Genomic DNA, 15780 nt, shown 5'->3' on the forward strand with positions numbered 1-15780 from the left:
GCGGCGACACCACGGCGAACGATACCAAATCAGAACGAGGGAGGGCCGGCATCGAGGCGGACCGGGCCCCCCAGCGATCACGCGGATCGGAAGGTCATGCTGCCGGCACCTCGATCTCCAGCGCGACGCCGTCGCGGCCGGGATCGGCGCCGCCTTCCAGCCGCCCGTCGACGATCCGCACCGCATGCACCCAGCCGATCGTGTAGTTGTACGGGTTGCGGATCACTTGGTAGCCGTCCTGCTCCAGTTCGCGGGTGACGTAGCGCGGGATGCGGTTGCAGACGTCGATCGCATTGCTGGTCGAGGAGAAGCGCGGCGCGGACACGGCGGCCTGCATCGGCATGTCGAAGTCGACCACATTGACGATGCTCTGCAGCACGCCCATCGCGATCTGCGTGCCGCCCGGCGCGCCGAGCACGATCTCGGGCTTGTCGTCCTTGAAGACGATGGTCGGGCACGACGAGGTGAAGCGGCGCTTGCCGGGCGCGATGCTGCCCGCGCGTCCCGGGCGCGGGTCGAATACACCCATGCAGCCGTTGTACATGAAGCCCAGGCCCGGCGTGATGACCCCCGATGGCATCGCCAGCGAGTGTGTCAGAGACACGCAATTGCCCTCGCCGTCGACGACCGACAGATGCGTGGTGTCGCGCGGCACCGCATGGCCCGGATTGACGCGCGGCACTTCGGCGCGCTGGCCATCGCGGATGCGCTGAGCGACCTCGCGGGCGTAGTCGGGCGACAGCAGCCGGTCCAGCGGCACGTCGACAAAGGCCGGATCGCCGATGAAGCGGTCCTTGTCGATGGTCGCCTGCTTCATCGCCTCGCAGACCACGCGGATGTAGTCGGGGCTGTTGTGCCGCAGTGCGCGCAGATCGAACTGCTCGAGGATGGCGAGCATCTGCAGCAGCATCGCGCCGCCGCCCGGCGGCCGATTGGTGGTGACGCGGCGGCCGCGGTAGCCGCCGACCAGCGGCGCGGTACGTACGGCCTGGTAGCCGGCCAGGTCCTCGCGGGACAGCAGCGCGCCGTGTTCGCGCATGTCGGCGACGATCTGCTCGGCGATCTCGCCCAGATAGAACGCATCGACGCCGCCGGACGCGATCCGCTCCAGCGTATCGGCGTAGTCGCGGTTCTTCAGCGGGGTGCCGATGGTATGCGGCGATCCGTCGGGCCGGCAATACAGTTGGCGGCCGCTCTCGCTGAAGGCCAGGCGCTCGCGGTTGCTGGCGCGGCCCAGCGTCGCCTCGTCGATCCAGAACGCGTACATGCCGGGGCGGACGAAGTAGCCGTCGCGCGCCCACTGGATCGCCGGCTGCACCACCTCTTTCCACGGCAGCCTGCCGTGGCTGCGATGCAGCGCCTCGAGGCCGCGCAGCGTGCCCGGCGTCGCGATCGACTGATAGCCGATGTCGTTCAGCCGGTCCTTGATGAAGAAGCCGAAGCCGTCGCGCGCTTCGCCTTCCAGCAGATCGGCCCACATGTCGGGGCGCGCCGCCGCCGGCGCGGTCGCATGAAAGTCGATGTACTCGTGCGCGCCGCTGCAGGGCATATAGACGGCAGCGGTGCCGAAACCCGCGATGCCGCACATCAGCGGATCGACGACGGTTTGCGCCAGGGCGCAGGCGACCGCGGCGTCGGCCGCATTGCCGCCCGCGCGCAGGATCTCGATGCCGGACTCGGCCGCCTCCGGCTGCGGGCAGGACACCATTCCACTACGGGTCATTGCTTGTCTCGATAGGTTTGCGCCGGGATGCGCCGGCGGCGATGCCGATGGCGCATCCCGGCGCGGGATTGCGTGGATGACGGGAGGGGCGAGGCTTACTTCGCGCTCAGGTCCAGGTCGCCGATCGCGCCCTGCCACTTGGCGGTGTCGCGCACGGTCAGTTCCATCAGCTGGTCCGACGGGCCCGGCATCGGCAGCACCTGCATCGACTTGAGCTTGTCGACCACGGCCGGCTCGGCCAGGAAGGTTTGCGTCGCGGCGTGCAGCCGCGCGATGACGTTGGCCGGCGTGCCAGCCTTCGCCGCGATGCCGCTCCAGCCGATGTTCTCGAAGCCCTTCAGGCCCAGCTCGGCGGCGGTCGGCACATCCGGCAGCTCGGGCACGCGTTTGGACGCGAACAGCATCAGCGGCGTCAGCTTGCCGGCCTTGATCTGCGGCAGCGCGGTGCTCAGCACCGGTGCCATCACCTGCGTCGCGCCGGACACAGTCGACACCACGCCATCCGGCTCGCCGCGATACGGCACGTGCAGCAGCTTGATGCCCTGCTGCTTCTGCATCAGCTCGACCACCAGATGGGTTGAGTTGCCGTTGCCCGACGAGGCGAAGCTGATGCTGCCGGGCTTGGCCTTGGCGGCATCGACCAGCTCGCGATAGTTGCGCAGGCCCGATTGCGGATTGGCGACCAGCACGAACGGCACGGTGGCCAGCATCGACACCGGCGCGAAATCGGATTCGGGCTTGTAGGCCAGCGGCGCATAGACGAACTTGTTCAGCACCATCTGCGACACGCCCGCCAGGAACAGCGTGCAGCCGTCGGCTGGCTGGCTCAGCACGTACTTGGCGGCGATGATGCCGCCCGCGCCGGCGCGGTTCTCGACCACGATCGGCGTCTGCAGCGTCTTGCCGACGCGCTCGGCCCACATGCGGGCCAGGGTATCCGTGCTGCCACCGGCCTGCTGCGAAACGACCAGCCGGATCGGGCGCGACGACGCGCCAGGCTCACCGCAACCGTAGCTCGGTGCGGCTACGCCGAAGGCGAGCGCCAGGGGAACAGCGAAGTGGAAGAAGGCAGTTTTTCTCATAGATGGTGGCAGTATCCAGGTCCGTCGAAGTCCAGGTCTGGCGCCTGGATGCCGGGAAATTATTGGGCCGATCGGCAATCACACCTAGTGAATTGTTTCGAACCATCTATTAGTATTCGCTCATGGATCCATCCGATCACAGCATCGCCTGGGCGCGCCGACTGCGGGTGCGGCACCTCGAGTCCTTCCTGATTCTTCACGAGGCGGGCACGCTGTCGGCCGCCGCGACGCGGCTGCATATGACGCAGTCCGCGGTGTCGCACTGGCTCAGCGAAATGGAGGATCTGGCCGGCGTCAGGCTGGCGATCCGCGGCCGCCGCCTGCAACTGACGCCGGCCGGCGAGGCCGTGCGCCGTCTCGCCGTGCGCGTGCTCGGCGAGGTATCGCGCGCCCACGACGAACTGGGCGCGATCGCCAAGGGCGCGGTCGCGCGCCTGCATGTGGGCAGCGTGCTGGCCGGCGTCGCGCACCTGATTCCGTGGGCCATCGTCGCGTTTCAGCGGACGCAGCCCAATGTGTCGATCCAGGTCACCGAAGGCGCGTTCAACACGCTGCTCGATCGCCTGGAGAAGCGCGAGTTCGATCTGGTGGTCGGCTCCATCGATGCGCGCGCCTACGGTCCGCATCTGGCGCACGAGGTGCTGTTCGAGGACGCGATGGCGGTGGTGGTCGGTCCGCATCATCCGCTGGCGCACGCCGGACGCCTGCGCTGGGATCAGCTGTTTTCGTATCCTTGGGCGATGCCGCAGCGCGAGACGCTGATGCGCACGCGGCTCGATACCGTGCTGCTCGAGCACGGCGCCGCCGGCCTGCGGCCGGCGGTCGAGACCGGTTCGATCGTCACCATGCAGGCGGTGCTGCGCGAGACGGACTATGTCGGCGTCTGCTCCGCGGCGATGGCCGAGCATCTGGCCTCGCTGGGGCTGCTGCATATCCTGCCGCTCGGGGACCGGGAATCGTTCGGCCCGGTCGGGGCGGTATGGCGCAAGGGCGGCGACGACGAGGTGCTGCACGCCTTCATGCAGGCGCTGCGCGAACAGGCGGGCAGGATCCGCGCCGCCGAAGCGGGGACGGCCGCGCGCTGACGCGGGCCGTCCCGCTGCCCCGGCGAGCGCTGGCGAAGGTCATGCCGTCAGCGCGGCACGCGAATGTTGTTCCTGACCTCGTCGACGCCCATCACTTCCTCGGCGATATCCTCGACGCGGTACTTGGCGCGCCGGTCCGATACGGTGCCGCTCAGCGTGACGATGCCCGAGCCGACCTCCACGGTGACCTCGGACACGTCCAGTTCGCGCGCTTCGGCAAGCCGTTCGCAGACCTCGTCGCAGATGCGCTCGTCGGTGCGCCGATAGCCCTTGGGCAAGGTGCGCGGGCGCCGCGTGCCCGTACTGCCGCCCATGCCCGCGCCGCTGCTGGTGCCACGCTCGCCGAATTCGTTGAAGCCGACGCTGCCGCCGCCGGAGCCCATCGCGCCGGTGTCGCCGCGCCGATAGTGGTAGGCGTCACGCATGCCGCGCGAGCCGCCATAGCCGCGATGGCGCCAGGTTTCCGCGACCTCGCCGGTGCGCGGATCCTCGGGGAACCACTCCATGCCGCCGGTCACGGTGCCGCGTCCCCGGCGGTCCTCGCCGGTTTCCCTGGGCGCCATCCGACGGGTATTGCCGTTGTCTCGGTTGCCGTTCATTTCGGTCTCCATCGATCATGGACGTACCGGGCAAAGGCCGCAAAAACCGTACCGCCGCCTGTTGCCGGCTGTTGCCGCCACGCGCGGCCGCCGCGGCCGCGTCACGCGCCGCGGGCCGCGAGGGTGCAATCTTTGCCGGGATGGCTTGTAAATAAGCACGGTGGAAGGCCTGCCGCTTACAGCAGCTTGTCCGGCGTGATCGGCAGGTGCCGTATCCGCTTGCCGGTCGCATGGAACACCGCATTGGCGATCGCCGCGCCGGCGCCGACGATACCGATCTCGCCGATGCCCTTGGCCCCGAGCGCATTGATTTGCGGGTCGAACTCGTCGACGACCATGACGCCGATCTGCCCGACATCGGCGTTCACCGGCACGTGGTACTCGGCCAGATTGCCGTTGGCGATGCGTCCGCTGCGCGGATCGAGCAACGAGGCCTCGTGCAGCGCCAGGCCGATGCCCCACACCATGCCGCCCATCAACTGGCTGTGGCCGGTCTTGCGGTTCAGCAAACGGCCGACGCCGAATGTGCCGAGCATCCGGTGCACGCGCACTTCCCCGAGATCGGGGTCGACATGGACCTCCGCGAAGATCGCGCCGAACGAATGCATCGAATGGCGCTGCGTCTCGTCGCCCGGCTCGGCCGTGCGCGTGGCCTCGATCCGTTGACCGCCATTGCGCGCCATCGCCGCCGCGATGGATTCGCGGCAGGCGGGATCGGATGCCCGGGCCAGCCAGCCGTCGGCTACCGTGACATCCTCGGGCGGCGCGCCGAACAGCGGCGAGGCACGGTCGGCCACGGCGCGGTCGATCAGCACCTGCCGTGCCGCGCTGGCTGCCGCCTGCACGGCCGGCGCCACGCTGGCCACCGTCTGCGAGCCGCCGGCGATCGGCGCGTCGGGGAAGGCGGTGTCGCCAAGCTCGAAGCGGATCTGCGCAGGCGGCATTCCCAGCGCTTCGGCCGCGACCTGCGTCATCACGGTATAGGTGCCGGTGCCCAGGTCGTGCGTCGCGCAGCGGATGCAGGCGCTGCCGTCCGGCTCGATGATGGCGGTGGCGGTGGCCGCCTGCCGCATCGCCGGATAGGTCGCGGTGGCCACGCCCATGCCGGCCAGCTTGCCATCGGCGCGCATGCTGCGCGGGGTCGGGTTGCGCTGCCACCAGCCAAATTCTTCCGCGCCGAGACGAAAGCACTCGCTCATCCGCCGGCTGGAGAATGGCAGGTTCTGGCTCAGGTCGGTATCGGTATCGTTGCGCAGCCGCAGCTCGACCGGATCCACCTTCAGGGCATGGGCCAGCTCGTCCAGCGCCGATTCGAGCGCGAAGCTGCCGCTGGCATCGCCGGGCGCGCGCATGAAGGTCGGCGTGCCGATATGCAGCTTGACGAGGCGATGGCTGGTATGGACGGTCGGGCAGCCATAGAGCAGCCGCGTCATCATCGCGGCGGGCTCGACCCAGTCTTCCAGATACGAGGTCGCCGTCACCACGTCGTGGCGCAGGCCGGTCAGTGTGCCGTCCTCGCGCGCGGCGGCCAGTACGCGCTGTTCGGTCGGCGGCCGCTCGCCGGCGAGGCCAAACAGCTGCGGGCGCTCGACCGCCAGCTTGACGGGACGGCCCACCGCGCGCGCCGCCATCGCGGCCAGCACCACATGCGACCAGACCGAGCCCTTGCCGCCGAAGCCGCCGCCGACGAAGGGGCAGATCACGCGGACCTTGTCGGCAGGGATGCCGAAGGTCTTGGCCACGGCCTTGCGCACGCCGGCCACGTACTGCGTCGCGTCGTACAGCGTCAGCGTGTCGCCGTCCCACGCGGCGATGGTGGCGTGCGGCTCCATCGCGTTGTGGTGCTGCATCGGCGTGGTGTAGGTCGCGTCAATCGTGGTCGTGGCCTCGCGCATCGCCGCATCGAGATCGCCGCGCGCGGTGTCCGCCGACTCGTTCTTGACCTTGCGCGGTTCGTAGGCCCGCGCCTTGGCCTTGGCGAAGTCCAGCGTCGCCGGCTGCCGGCGATACGCGATGCGCAGATGGCGCGCCGCCTCGCGGGCCTGGTCCAGCGTATCGGCCACCACCAGCGCGATCGGCTGGTTGTTGTAGTGCACGCTGGTGTCCTGCAGCAGGTTCAGCACGCGGCCGGCAGGCATCTGGCCCGCGGCCGCCTTGCCGTTCTTAGGCAGCCGCGGCGCGTTGAACGGCGTCATCACCAGGCGCACGCCGGGCATCCGCTCGGCCGTGCCGGTGTCGATCGATGCCACCTCGCCGGCGGCGATGGTGCTGGTGACGATGATGGCCTGCAGTACGTTCGGCAACCGGTGGTCGGCGGTGTAGTGCGCGCGGCCGGTGACCTTCAGCACGCCGTCGATACGGTGGAGATGGTCGACACGGTCGAGATGGTCGTCGTGCGAGTTCATCGGATGTCTCCCGCGATCGACAGCGCACGGATTACCGCGCGCTGGGCCAGTTCGACCTTGAACGCATTGCCCGGGTAGGGCCGCGCGCCTTGCACGGCCAGCGCGGCGGTCCGGCGCAGCGCGGCTTCGTCGAGCGGGCGATCGAGCAGCGCTTGCTCGGCCGCCTGCGCGCGCCACGGCTTGTGCGCGACCCCACCCAGCACGATGCGCGCCGCGCGCACGATGCCGCCATCCAGTTGCAGCGCGGCGGCGACCGAGACCAGCGCGAATGCATAGCTGGCGCGGTCGCGCACCTTCAGGTAGTGGCAATGGCCGCCCCAGCGCGATGGCGGCAATTCCACCGCAACGATCAGCTCGCCGGGTTCGAGGTTGGTATCGCGCTCGGGCGTGTCGCCGGGCAGCCGGTGAAAGTCCTGCAGCGGCATGCGGCGCTCGCCGTCAGCGCTGCGCACGACCACCGTTGCGTCCAGTGCCAGCAAGGCCACGCACATGTCCGACGGATGCGTGGCGATGCAATGCTCGCTGGCACCGAGGATCGCATGCTGGCGCTGCACGCCGTCGCGCGCGGCGCAGCCCGAGCCGGGGTCGCGCTTGTTGCAGGCGTCGAAGCCGATGTCGTAGAAGTAATGGCAGCGCGTGCGCTGCATCAGATTGCCGCCGATCGTCGCCATATTGCGCAGCTGCGGCGAGGCGCCGGCCAGCAGGGCGGCCTGCAGCAGCGGATAGTGCGCGCGCACCAGCGGATGATCGGCGGCATCGGCATTGCCGACCATCGCGCCAATGCGGATGCCGCCATCCGGCGTTGCATCGATGCTTGCCAGCGGCAGCCGGCCGACATCGACCAGCCGCTGTGGCCGTTCGACGCCGGCCTTGATCAGATCGAGCAGATTGGTGCCGCCCGCGACGAAGCGCGCGCCGGGCTGCTTGCCCAGCTGCAGCGCCGTGTCGAGGCTGTCGGCGCGGTCGTAGTCGAATGAATGCATGGCGGCGGTCCCGGGCTCAGCGGGAATCGATATGCCCATCGCCGGCGCGCTGCGTGTCGCCGCGGCCGTCGTGCGCCGCGACCGACCGGATCGCTGCAACGATATTGGGATAGGCCCCGCAGCGGCACAGGTTGCCGCTCATCCGCTCGCGGATCTCGTCGTCGGTCAGCGCCGCCGCCGAGTGCGCCCCGTGCGCCGATTGCCCCGGCGGCGTTACCGCGCTGGCCCGGCCGTCGCGCGCCTCGGCCAGCATCGCCACCGCCGAGCAGATCTGGCCCGGCGTGCAGTAGCCGCATTGCAGCGCGTCATGCGCGACGAAGGCGGCCTGCATCGGATGCAGGCGGTCGCCATCGGCGAGCCCTTCTATCGTGGTGATGTCGCGGTCTACCTGCATCACGGCCAGCGTCAGGCAGGCATTGATGCGGCGGCCATCGACCAGCACCGTGCACGCCCCGCACTGGCCACGGTCGCAGCCCTTCTTGGTGCCGGTCAGACCCAACTGCTCCCGCAGCGCGTCGAGCAGCGAGGTACGGGGTTCGACCGTCAGCACATGCAGCACGCCGTTGACGCGCAGTTCGATGGTCCGGGGCGGCGGTGCCGAGGCGGGGGCCGAGGGAGCGTTTGCGGCCGGCGGTGAGGATGGGGCCAGGGTCCTGGCCGGTTCCGAATGCGTCAGGGACATGGGGCGAATCCGCTTCGACGGGGTTTGCCGCGCCATGCGGCGGCAATACCGGGTTCCCGGCTTCGAGCAAATTCGGTGCCCAATGGGGAAGCGTGCGGCGCGATGCGCCTGGCGGGCGTAGCGAGCGTCAGTGTCGACGCTGGGGGAGAGGAGGCTTGTAAGAATTGCGCGTCCGGGGTCGCGGCGATGTCAATTGCCGCCAGCCGGTCGTTCCCGTAGGTGGGAACCCAGCGTCTTCAAAAGCCGCTGGGTCCCCGCCTGCGCGGGGACGACTGGTGTTTATCACACCTGGGTGATGAACTTGGTCACCAGGTAGCCGTCGAAGGTCTCCATGCCGCCTTCGCTGCCGATGCCGGAGTCCTTGATGCCGCCGAACGGCGTCTCGGCCAGTGCCATGCCGAAATGGTTGATATTGACCATGCCGGCCTCGAGCCCGTTCGACACCAGCGTCGCGGTCTTCAGCGAGTTGGTAAATACATACGAGGCCAGGCCGTACGGCAGGCTGTTGGCGCGCCGCAGCGCTTCCTCGGCGTCCTTGAAGCGCGTCACCGGCGCCACCGGGCCGAACGGCTCGTCGACCATCAGCCTGGCGTCGTCGGGAAGGTCGGTGACCACGGTCGGCGCGAAGAAATAGCCCTTGCTGCCGATGCGCGCGCCGCCGGCGACGACCTTGCCGCCGCGATGGCTGGCATCGTCGAGGAACTGCTCCATCGACGCGATGCGGCGCTCGTGCGCGAGCGGACCCATCTGCGTGCCGTCCTCCAGGCCGTCGCCGACCTTGATCGAACCCATCACCTCGGTGAAGCGGGCCAGGAAGCGGTCGTAGGCCTTTTCCTGGACGTAGAAGCGGGTCGGCGACACGCAGACCTGGCCGGCATTGCGGATCTTGAAGCGGGCCAGCATCTCGGCGGCCGGTTCGATATCGGCGTCGTCGAACACCAGCACCGGCGAATGGCCGCCGAGCTCCATCGTCACGCGCTTCATGTGTGCGCCGGCCAGCGCGGCCAGCTGCTTGCCGACCGGCACCGAGCCGGTGAACGAGATCTTGCGCACGATCGGCGATTCGATCAGATAGGTCGAGACCTCGCTCGGCACGCCCCAGACGATGTTCAGCACGCCCGGCGGCAGGCCGGCGTCGTGGAACAGCTGGGCCAGCGCGACCACGGCGCTGGGCGAATCCTCCGGACCCTTCAGGATCAGCGTGCAGCCCGCGCCGAGCGCCGACACGATCTTGCGGATCGCCTGGTTGAAGGGGAAGTTCCACGGCGTGAAGGCGGCGCAGACGCCGATCGGCTCGCGCACGACGATCTGCCGCACGTTCGGATTGCGCGGCGGAATCACGCGGCCATAGATGCGGCGACACTCCTCGGCATGCCAGTCGGCATGCTCGGCGCAGATCATCACCTCGGCGACCGCCTCGGCCAGCGGCTTGCCCTGGTCCAGCGTGATATTGCGGCCGATTTCCTTCGCGCGCTCGCGGGTCAACTCACCGACGCGGCGCAGGATCTTCGCGCGCTCCAGCGGCGAGGTCTTCTTCCAGCTGTCGAAGGCCCGCTGCGCGGCGGCCAGGGCGCGGTCCAGATCCGCGGTGCTGGCGTGCGGCAGTTTGCCCAGCACTTCCTGCGTGGCGGGATTGATCACGTCCTGCTCGCGGCGGCCGCCGCCTTTGACGAACTCCCCATCGATATAAAGGGCGAGGTCCTGGTACATGGCTTCTCCTGTGTCCTGTGTCGTGAGTCCTGGGTCCGCTGGCTGGAACCGGGGTTGGCCGTGCGGGCGCCCACAGCTCCGAACCCGTTAGCTTACCGCGTCGGGCCTGGCGGCGTGGCTGGCGCGGCGGATGCGTTCGATGGCCGTTCCTTTCAACGAGCCTACATCTCGCTTTCACGTCCCTTTCAAAAAGCATCACGTCATGATGCAAGCGTGGATTTGTTGCCGTGGTTAACCCTGAAACCAGACAACTGAAAGGGCGCTGAAAGCACGCTTCTCTAACGTTGCATCCGCTTTCGGCACAGGGCTTGTGCCGTGCGGCTTTGCATTTAACGAGGAGAATCATGTTGCGCATACGCAGCCAAAAGGACTTCGCCTCCGGCCTGATGTTCGTGCTGGTCGGCCTGGGCTTTTCCTTTGTCGCTCGCGGCTATTCGATGGGGACGGCCGCGAAGATGGGTCCCGGATATTTCCCCTTCCTGCTCGGCCTGGTGCTGGCCGGACTCGGCGCGCTGGTGCTGCTGAGCTCGCTGTCGAGCAAGGGCGAGGAAGACCGGATGGAGCGCTGGGACATCAAGATCCTGCTTTGGATCCTGGGTTCGGTGGTGCTGTTCGGCCTGTTGCTCAAGCCGCTCGGCATGGTGCTGTCGGTGTTCGTGCTGGTGGTCGTGTCGTCGATGGCCAGCCATGAATTCAGCTGGAAGGGCGCGCTGCTCAACAGCGTGGTGCTGGTACTGATCAGCATGGGCGCCTTTGTCTACGGCATCAACCTGCAGATGCCGGTGTGGCCGGCGTTCATCACGGGCTAAGGAGCGCGCAGATGGAATTGCTTGAACATTTGACGCTCGGCTTCTCGACCGCGCTGTCGTTCCAGAACCTGGCCTACGCGTTTCTCGGCTGCCTGCTCGGCACGCTGATCGGCGTGCTGCCGGGCCTCGGCCCGCTCGCGACGATCGCGATGCTGCTGCCGATCACCTACACGCTGCCGCCGGTGGCCGCGCTGATCATGCTGGCCGGCATCTACTACGGCGCGCAGTACGGCGGCTCGACCACCGCGATCCTGGTCAACCTGCCGGGCGAATCGTCGTCGGTGGTGACCACGATCGACGGCTATCAGATGGCGCGGCGCGGACGTGCGGGCGTGGCGCTGGCCACCGCCGGCCTCGGCTCGTTCTTCGCCGGCTGCGTGGCCACGCTGATCCTGGCGGCCTTTGCCGGCCCGCTGTCGGAGCTCGCGTTCAAGTTCGGCCCCGCCGAATACTTCTCGCTGATGGTGCTGGGCCTGATCGGCGCCGTGGTGCTGGCTTCGGGCTCGCTGGTCAAGGCGATCTCGATGATCGTGCTGGGCCTGCTGCTGGGTCTGGTCGGTACCGACGTCAACTCCGGCGCGGCACGCTTCTCGTTCGACATCCCGGAGCTGACCGACGGCATTGACTTCGTCGCACTGGCCATGGGCATGTTCGGCTTCGCCGAGATCATCGCCAACCTGGAGCAGAAGGAAAACCGCGAGACCTTCACCGATCGGGTGACCAACCTGTTCCCGACCAAGGCCGACTTCAAGCGGATGATCCCGGCGGTGCTGCGCGGTACCGCGCTGGGTTCGGCGCTGGGCATCCTGCCGGGCGGTGGCGCCTCGCTGGCTTCGTTCGCGGCGTACACGCTGGAGAAGAAGTCGTCGAAGTACTCGCACGAATTCGGCAAGGGCGCGATCGAAGGCGTGGCAGGTCCGGAGTCGGCCAACAACGCGGCGGCACAGACCTCGTTCATCCCGCTGCTGACGCTGGGCATTCCGCCCAACGCGGTGATGGCGCTGATGGTCGGCGCGATGACGATCCACAATATCCAGCCGGGTCCGCAGGTGATGACCAGCAACCCGCAGCTGTTCTGGGGCCTGATCGCCTCGATGTGGATCGGCAACCTGATGCTGATCATCCTGAACCTGCCGCTGATCGGCATCTGGGTCAAGCTGCTGACGGTGCCGTATCGCTTCCTGTACCCGGCGATCCTGGTGTTCTGCGGTATCGGCGTCTACTCGGTCAACAACCAGACCTTCGACGTCTTCATGGCCGCGGGCTTCGGCGTGGTGGGCTATCTGTTCCTGAAGCTCAAGTGCGAACCGGCGCCGCTGCTGCTCGGCTTCGTGCTCGGACCGATGATGGAAGAGAACTTCCGCCGCACGCTGCTGCTGTCGCGTGGCGAGTTCTCGGTGTTCTTCACCCGTCCGCTGTCGATGGGCCTGCTGATTGCCGCCGCGGCGCTGGTGGCGGTGGTGGCGCTGCCCTCGATCAAGGCCAAGCGCGAAATCGCCTTCCAGGAGGAGTAGAGAAAAACCGGGCCGGCCGGTGCCGCGGAGCCATTCCGGGCGCCGACCGGTCCGGTCGTTTGCGCATGTCTATCGTTGCATGAAAAGACCAACCATCGATAGTCTCGTTTCCCGGCTCTATATCCTGAAGTTCGTGCAGTCCAGTCCGGCCACGGTGCTCGCTCTCGTCGAGCGGCTGCGCGAACATGGCATCGAGAAGAACATCCGCTCGCTGCGCCCGATCCTGCGCAGCCTGCTGATCGCACGGGCGATCACCGCGGAACTGGTCGAAGGCAACGGCCGGGTCTACTCGATCACCGACAGCGGCCGCGAAGAGCTGGACGCCTACCTGTCCCATCTCGATGTGCTGCAAAACGAAATCGGCGGCGACCGTTGAGGCCGCCGCCGATTGTCGTTTGGGGCTACCGGTTTTCTTCACCCCTCTCCCGCTTGCGGGAGAGGGGCGGGGGAGAGGGCGGGGCGGTCGATGTGCGACCGCGCTTCAAGACCACCCCCTCTCCCCGGCCCTCTCCCCCTGAGGGGGAGAGGGAGAACACAGTCGGGTCGAGCTACCGTTGGATCGCCTGACTTACTGGCTGACCAGCTCGATCGCCGTCTGCGAGTCGTCGTTGGCCTTGGCCACCAGCACCTTGATGTTGTTCGGCACGGCCGACGCGATGCCATCGACCGGGATCGGCATGATCAGCCAGTCGGCGTTGTTGTCGATCGTGATCGCGCCCGAGCTGAAGATCACCTGCTTGGTACCCGCGGTGGTAATGCGGATCTGGTAGTTGTTGCCGCCGTCGAACTCGTTCGAGTCCTGGCCCGAGGCCGGCACCGCCGACTTGTAGGCCACGTTGGCAAACGTCGGGTTGACCGTATTCAGATCCACCGACGGGGCGGTCACGTAGATATCGACATTCTGCGCATTGAACGCCGCGTTGACCGCGCGCACCCGGGCCTTGTTCGACAGCAGGCCCTTCTCGTACGGATCGTCGATTACCAGCGTATCGGCGCGGTCGTCGCCCGGCAGCGCCACGATCGTGTACTTGTGGCCCGTGGCCGCGTCGACCTGGGCGCGGCCCACTTCGGTCTGCGTGCCGGCGGCGTTGAACGTGAACAGGTGGTTGCCATCATCGACGTCCGAATAGCGGGCGACGAACTTGTACGGAATGTTCTGCAGGGACGTCCGGGCGCCGTTCTGATAGACGTCGAGATTGAGTTGGGTCGGGATCGGAGGCACGGCGTGGATTACGCGCGTCTGTGGTTCGTTCAGGCCGAGACGGTCGTCGATGCCATCATCGCCGCCGCCGCATGCCGCCAGCATGGCGCTGGCCGCCACCATCAGTCCCAGTGCAATCCCGGATTTCGAGAACAGCTTCATGGATTTCCCCTTGCAGGTGAAATGAAATCGAAGAAGTTACGGGGCCAACCGCGCAGTGCCACCTGATGGCCAAGGGCTGGCGAATCCGTTGGCATCGGGTGCCAACGGATCGCAGCAATCCTGGTGGTGGTCCGGGTCCGGCCGCGTGCCGTGATGGAACGATAGTGGGGGGGCCGATGAGCCGAAACGCTGCGCTCTCCGATATAGGTGTCGGAGAAATCCGACAGCCTGTTGCGTCACACCCGCCACCCTGGACGTAGCAACGGATGGCCCGTGTTGTTCCGCATAGCGGAAGCGATTCACTCGTAAAGCGCTGGTTGTCTACCATCGTTTGCCATTGTTTTAACTGGCGAGGCCCCTCATCCTTCACCCCGCTTGCTTTTTTCCAATTTTTCGTCACACTTGCCGGGATAGCTGACCGAGCACGATGTCGACAATCACAAACGGGGCGGGGATAGTGGCCAGGTCGGAGGCGATGGCGGCTGGCGCGGTTCCGGCGGCGGACACCGATCCGTTGACCGGGGTAGCAAGCCGCCCATTCTTCTTGAGCAAGCTCGAGGCGCGCCTGCAGACCGAGGCCGTGCCGCGCTGCGCGCTGGTGCTGATCGGCATCGACGACTTCCGCGCCTTCAATGACATGCATGGCCATCGCGAGGGTGACCGGATCCTCCAGCAGATGGCCCGCCGCTTGCGCGACGCCTCGCCGCGCGATGCCGTGATCGGCCGCACCGGCGGCGACGAGTTCGCGGTGCTGCTTCCCTCGATCTACGACCCCACGCTGGTGCGCCACGTCAGCGCGGCGATCCTGTCGCTGCTGTCCGAGCCGTATGACTGCAATGGCCACCGCCACTATGTGCTGGCGAGCCTGGGCGCCTGCGTGATGCCGGCCGGCGGGGACAATGCCTCGGATGCGCTGGCGTCGGCCAGCCTCGCGCTGGCACGCGCCAAGCGCGACGGCGGCCGCACGATCCGTTTCTTCAAGGCGCAGATGCGCGCCGACGTGACCAGCCGGCTGTCGCTGGTGCAGGCCCTGCGCGAAGCCTATGCGCAGCGGCAATTCGAGCTGCTGTACCAGCCGCAGGTCGATCTGCGCGATGGCCGCATCGTCGGCGCCGAGGCGCTGATGCGCTGGCGCCATCCGACCCAGGGCCTGCTCGCTCCCGCCGCCTTTATCGATGCGCTGGCCGCGAGCAGCGTCGCGGTCGACGTGGGCATGTGGCTGCTGCAGACGGCGTGCGCGCAGGCGCGGGCCTGGTCGCTGCAGTTCGAGCAGGCGCCGCGCGTGGCGATCAATCTGTTCGCCGCGCAACTGGCCGAAAGCCGCCTGCTGACCGAGGTCCGGCACGTGCTGCGAGAACTCGCGCTGGAGCCCAACCGGCTGGAACTGGAAATCACCGAGACGATTGCGCTGCAACAGGGCGACGAGGTCTCCGGCCAGCTGCAGACGCTGCGCCGCGACGGCGTGACGCTGACCTGCGACGACTTTGGCACCGGCTATGCGTCGCTGAGCTTCCTGAAGACCTTTCCGGTCGACCGCATCAAGATCGACCAGTCGTTCATCCGCAACGTGACGCAGGACCCGGTCGACGCGGCCATCGTTCGCTCGGTGATCAACGTCGGTGCGAGCCTGCGCATCGGCGTGATCGCCGAAGGCGTCGAGACAGTGGAGCAGCGCGATTTCCTGCTGGCGAACGGCTGCCACGAGGTCCAGGGTTATCTGTATGGCAAGCCGATGCCGGCGGACCAATTGACCGATCGCTTGTACGAACAGCAGCGACTGGCCAAGGACTGAAGAAAACAGCGCCGATCGGTTCTTCCTGTCGTT

At 67.6% G+C, this 15780-nt stretch carries 13 protein-coding genes; 5 read left to right on the forward strand and 8 right to left on the reverse strand.

Annotation, left to right across the window (positions count from 1 at the left end):
* Positions 1-94 precede the first annotated feature (94 nt).
* Together ggt and M1D55_RS01055 are read right to left on the reverse strand one after the other, a co-directional pair.
* Positions 95-1723, reverse strand: a complete 1629-nt coding sequence (gene ggt / locus M1D55_RS01050; RefSeq protein WP_456280852.1) for a gamma-glutamyltransferase — start codon at positions 1721-1723, stop codon at positions 95-97.
* Between the two features lie 95 nt (positions 1724-1818).
* Positions 1819-2805, reverse strand: coding sequence for a Bug family tripartite tricarboxylate transporter substrate binding protein (locus M1D55_RS01055; protein ID WP_023264195.1), 987 nt, complete (start codon positions 2803-2805; stop codon positions 1819-1821).
* Positions 2806-2927: 122 nt separating this feature from the next.
* On the opposite strand from M1D55_RS01055, the gene M1D55_RS01060 reads away from it, so the two are divergent.
* Positions 2928-3890, forward strand: a complete 963-nt coding sequence (locus M1D55_RS01060; protein WP_456280853.1) for a LysR family transcriptional regulator — start codon at positions 2928-2930, stop codon at positions 3888-3890.
* A gap of 47 nt (positions 3891-3937) precedes the next feature.
* Here the strand turns inward: M1D55_RS01060 and M1D55_RS01065 are convergent, their stop codons facing one another.
* The 5 genes from M1D55_RS01065 to M1D55_RS01085 form a co-directional block, all read right to left on the reverse strand.
* On the reverse strand, positions 3938-4489 hold the full coding sequence (locus M1D55_RS01065; RefSeq protein ID WP_064574359.1) for a BON domain-containing protein: 552 nt from the start codon (positions 4487-4489) through the stop codon (positions 3938-3940).
* 176 nt (positions 4490-4665) lie between these two features.
* Positions 4666-6894, reverse strand: a complete 2229-nt coding sequence (locus tag M1D55_RS01070; protein ID WP_456280854.1) for a xanthine dehydrogenase family protein molybdopterin-binding subunit — start codon at positions 6892-6894, stop codon at positions 4666-4668.
* A complete protein-coding gene (locus M1D55_RS01075; protein ID WP_456280855.1) occupies positions 6891-7877 on the reverse strand; it encodes an FAD binding domain-containing protein in 987 nt (328 codons plus the stop codon). Before M1D55_RS01075 ends, M1D55_RS01070 begins: the two co-directional genes overlap by 4 nt.
* Before the next feature lie 16 nt (positions 7878-7893).
* Entirely contained in the window at positions 7894-8595 is a 702-nt protein-coding gene (locus M1D55_RS01080) for a (2Fe-2S)-binding protein (RefSeq protein ID WP_083492588.1), read from the reverse strand.
* 246 nt (positions 8596-8841) lie between these two features.
* On the reverse strand, positions 8842-10269 hold the full coding sequence (locus M1D55_RS01085) for an NAD-dependent succinate-semialdehyde dehydrogenase (RefSeq protein WP_053823420.1): 1428 nt from the start codon (positions 10267-10269) through the stop codon (positions 8842-8844).
* Between the two features lie 347 nt (positions 10270-10616).
* Between M1D55_RS01085 and M1D55_RS01090 the strand changes: the two genes are divergently transcribed.
* The 3 genes from M1D55_RS01090 to M1D55_RS01100 all read left to right on the forward strand — a co-directional run bounded on the left by M1D55_RS01090 (position 10617) and on the right by M1D55_RS01100 (position 12968).
* Entirely contained in the window at positions 10617-11078 is a 462-nt protein-coding gene (locus tag M1D55_RS01090) for a tripartite tricarboxylate transporter TctB family protein (protein ID WP_006579511.1), read from the forward strand.
* An 11-nt stretch (positions 11079-11089) separates the two neighbouring features.
* Entirely contained in the window at positions 11090-12592 is a 1503-nt protein-coding gene (locus tag M1D55_RS01095; RefSeq protein ID WP_006579510.1) for a tripartite tricarboxylate transporter permease, read from the forward strand.
* Positions 12593-12671: 79 nt separating this feature from the next.
* Positions 12672-12968 (forward strand): helix-turn-helix transcriptional regulator, encoded by a 297-nt coding sequence (locus tag M1D55_RS01100; RefSeq protein WP_023264200.1) that lies wholly within the window; start codon positions 12672-12674, stop codon positions 12966-12968.
* 192 nt (positions 12969-13160) lie between these two features.
* Here the strand turns inward: M1D55_RS01100 and M1D55_RS01105 are convergent, their stop codons facing one another.
* Positions 13161-13955 carry a DUF4397 domain-containing protein gene (locus M1D55_RS01105; RefSeq protein WP_006579508.1) on the reverse strand — a complete coding sequence of 265 codons (795 nt, stop codon included), beginning with the start codon at positions 13953-13955 and terminating at the stop codon, positions 13161-13163.
* A gap of 454 nt (positions 13956-14409) precedes the next feature.
* Between M1D55_RS01105 and M1D55_RS01110 the strand changes: the two genes are divergently transcribed.
* Positions 14410-15747, forward strand: coding sequence for a putative bifunctional diguanylate cyclase/phosphodiesterase (locus M1D55_RS01110; RefSeq protein WP_043439229.1), 1338 nt, complete (start codon positions 14410-14412; stop codon positions 15745-15747).
* The last annotated feature ends 33 nt before the right edge of the window (positions 15748-15780 follow it).

The organism is Cupriavidus sp. JZ107 (genome assembly GCF_053903255.1).

What these genes read in the sequence shown, in the direction of transcription:
- ggt (WP_456280852.1), bottom strand. Translation starts at nt 1,723, where the DNA reads ATGACCCGTAGTGGAATGGTGTCCTGCCCGCAGCCGGAGGCGGCCGAG.
- M1D55_RS01055 (WP_023264195.1), bottom strand. Translation starts at nt 2,805, where the DNA reads ATGAGAAAAACTGCCTTCTTCCACTTCGCTGTTCCCCTGGCGCTCGCC.
- M1D55_RS01060 (WP_456280853.1), top strand. Translation starts at nt 2,928, where the DNA reads ATGGATCCATCCGATCACAGCATCGCCTGGGCGCGCCGACTGCGGGTG.
- M1D55_RS01065 (WP_064574359.1), bottom strand. Translation starts at nt 4,489, where the DNA reads ATGAACGGCAACCGAGACAACGGCAATACCCGTCGGATGGCGCCCAGG.
- M1D55_RS01070 (WP_456280854.1), bottom strand. Translation starts at nt 6,894, where the DNA reads ATGAACTCGCACGACGACCATCTCGACCGTGTCGACCATCTCCACCGT.
- M1D55_RS01075 (WP_456280855.1), bottom strand. Translation starts at nt 7,877, where the DNA reads ATGCATTCATTCGACTACGACCGCGCCGACAGCCTCGACACGGCGCTG.
- M1D55_RS01080 (WP_083492588.1), bottom strand. Translation starts at nt 8,595, where the DNA reads ATGGCGCGGCAAACCCCGTCGAAGCGGATTCGCCCCATGTCCCTGACG.
- M1D55_RS01085 (WP_053823420.1), bottom strand. Translation starts at nt 10,269, where the DNA reads ATGTACCAGGACCTCGCCCTTTATATCGATGGGGAGTTCGTCAAAGGC.
- M1D55_RS01095 (WP_006579510.1), top strand. Translation starts at nt 11,090, where the DNA reads ATGGAATTGCTTGAACATTTGACGCTCGGCTTCTCGACCGCGCTGTCG.
- M1D55_RS01100 (WP_023264200.1), top strand. Translation starts at nt 12,672, where the DNA reads ATGAAAAGACCAACCATCGATAGTCTCGTTTCCCGGCTCTATATCCTG.
- M1D55_RS01105 (WP_006579508.1), bottom strand. Translation starts at nt 13,955, where the DNA reads ATGAAGCTGTTCTCGAAATCCGGGATTGCACTGGGACTGATGGTGGCG.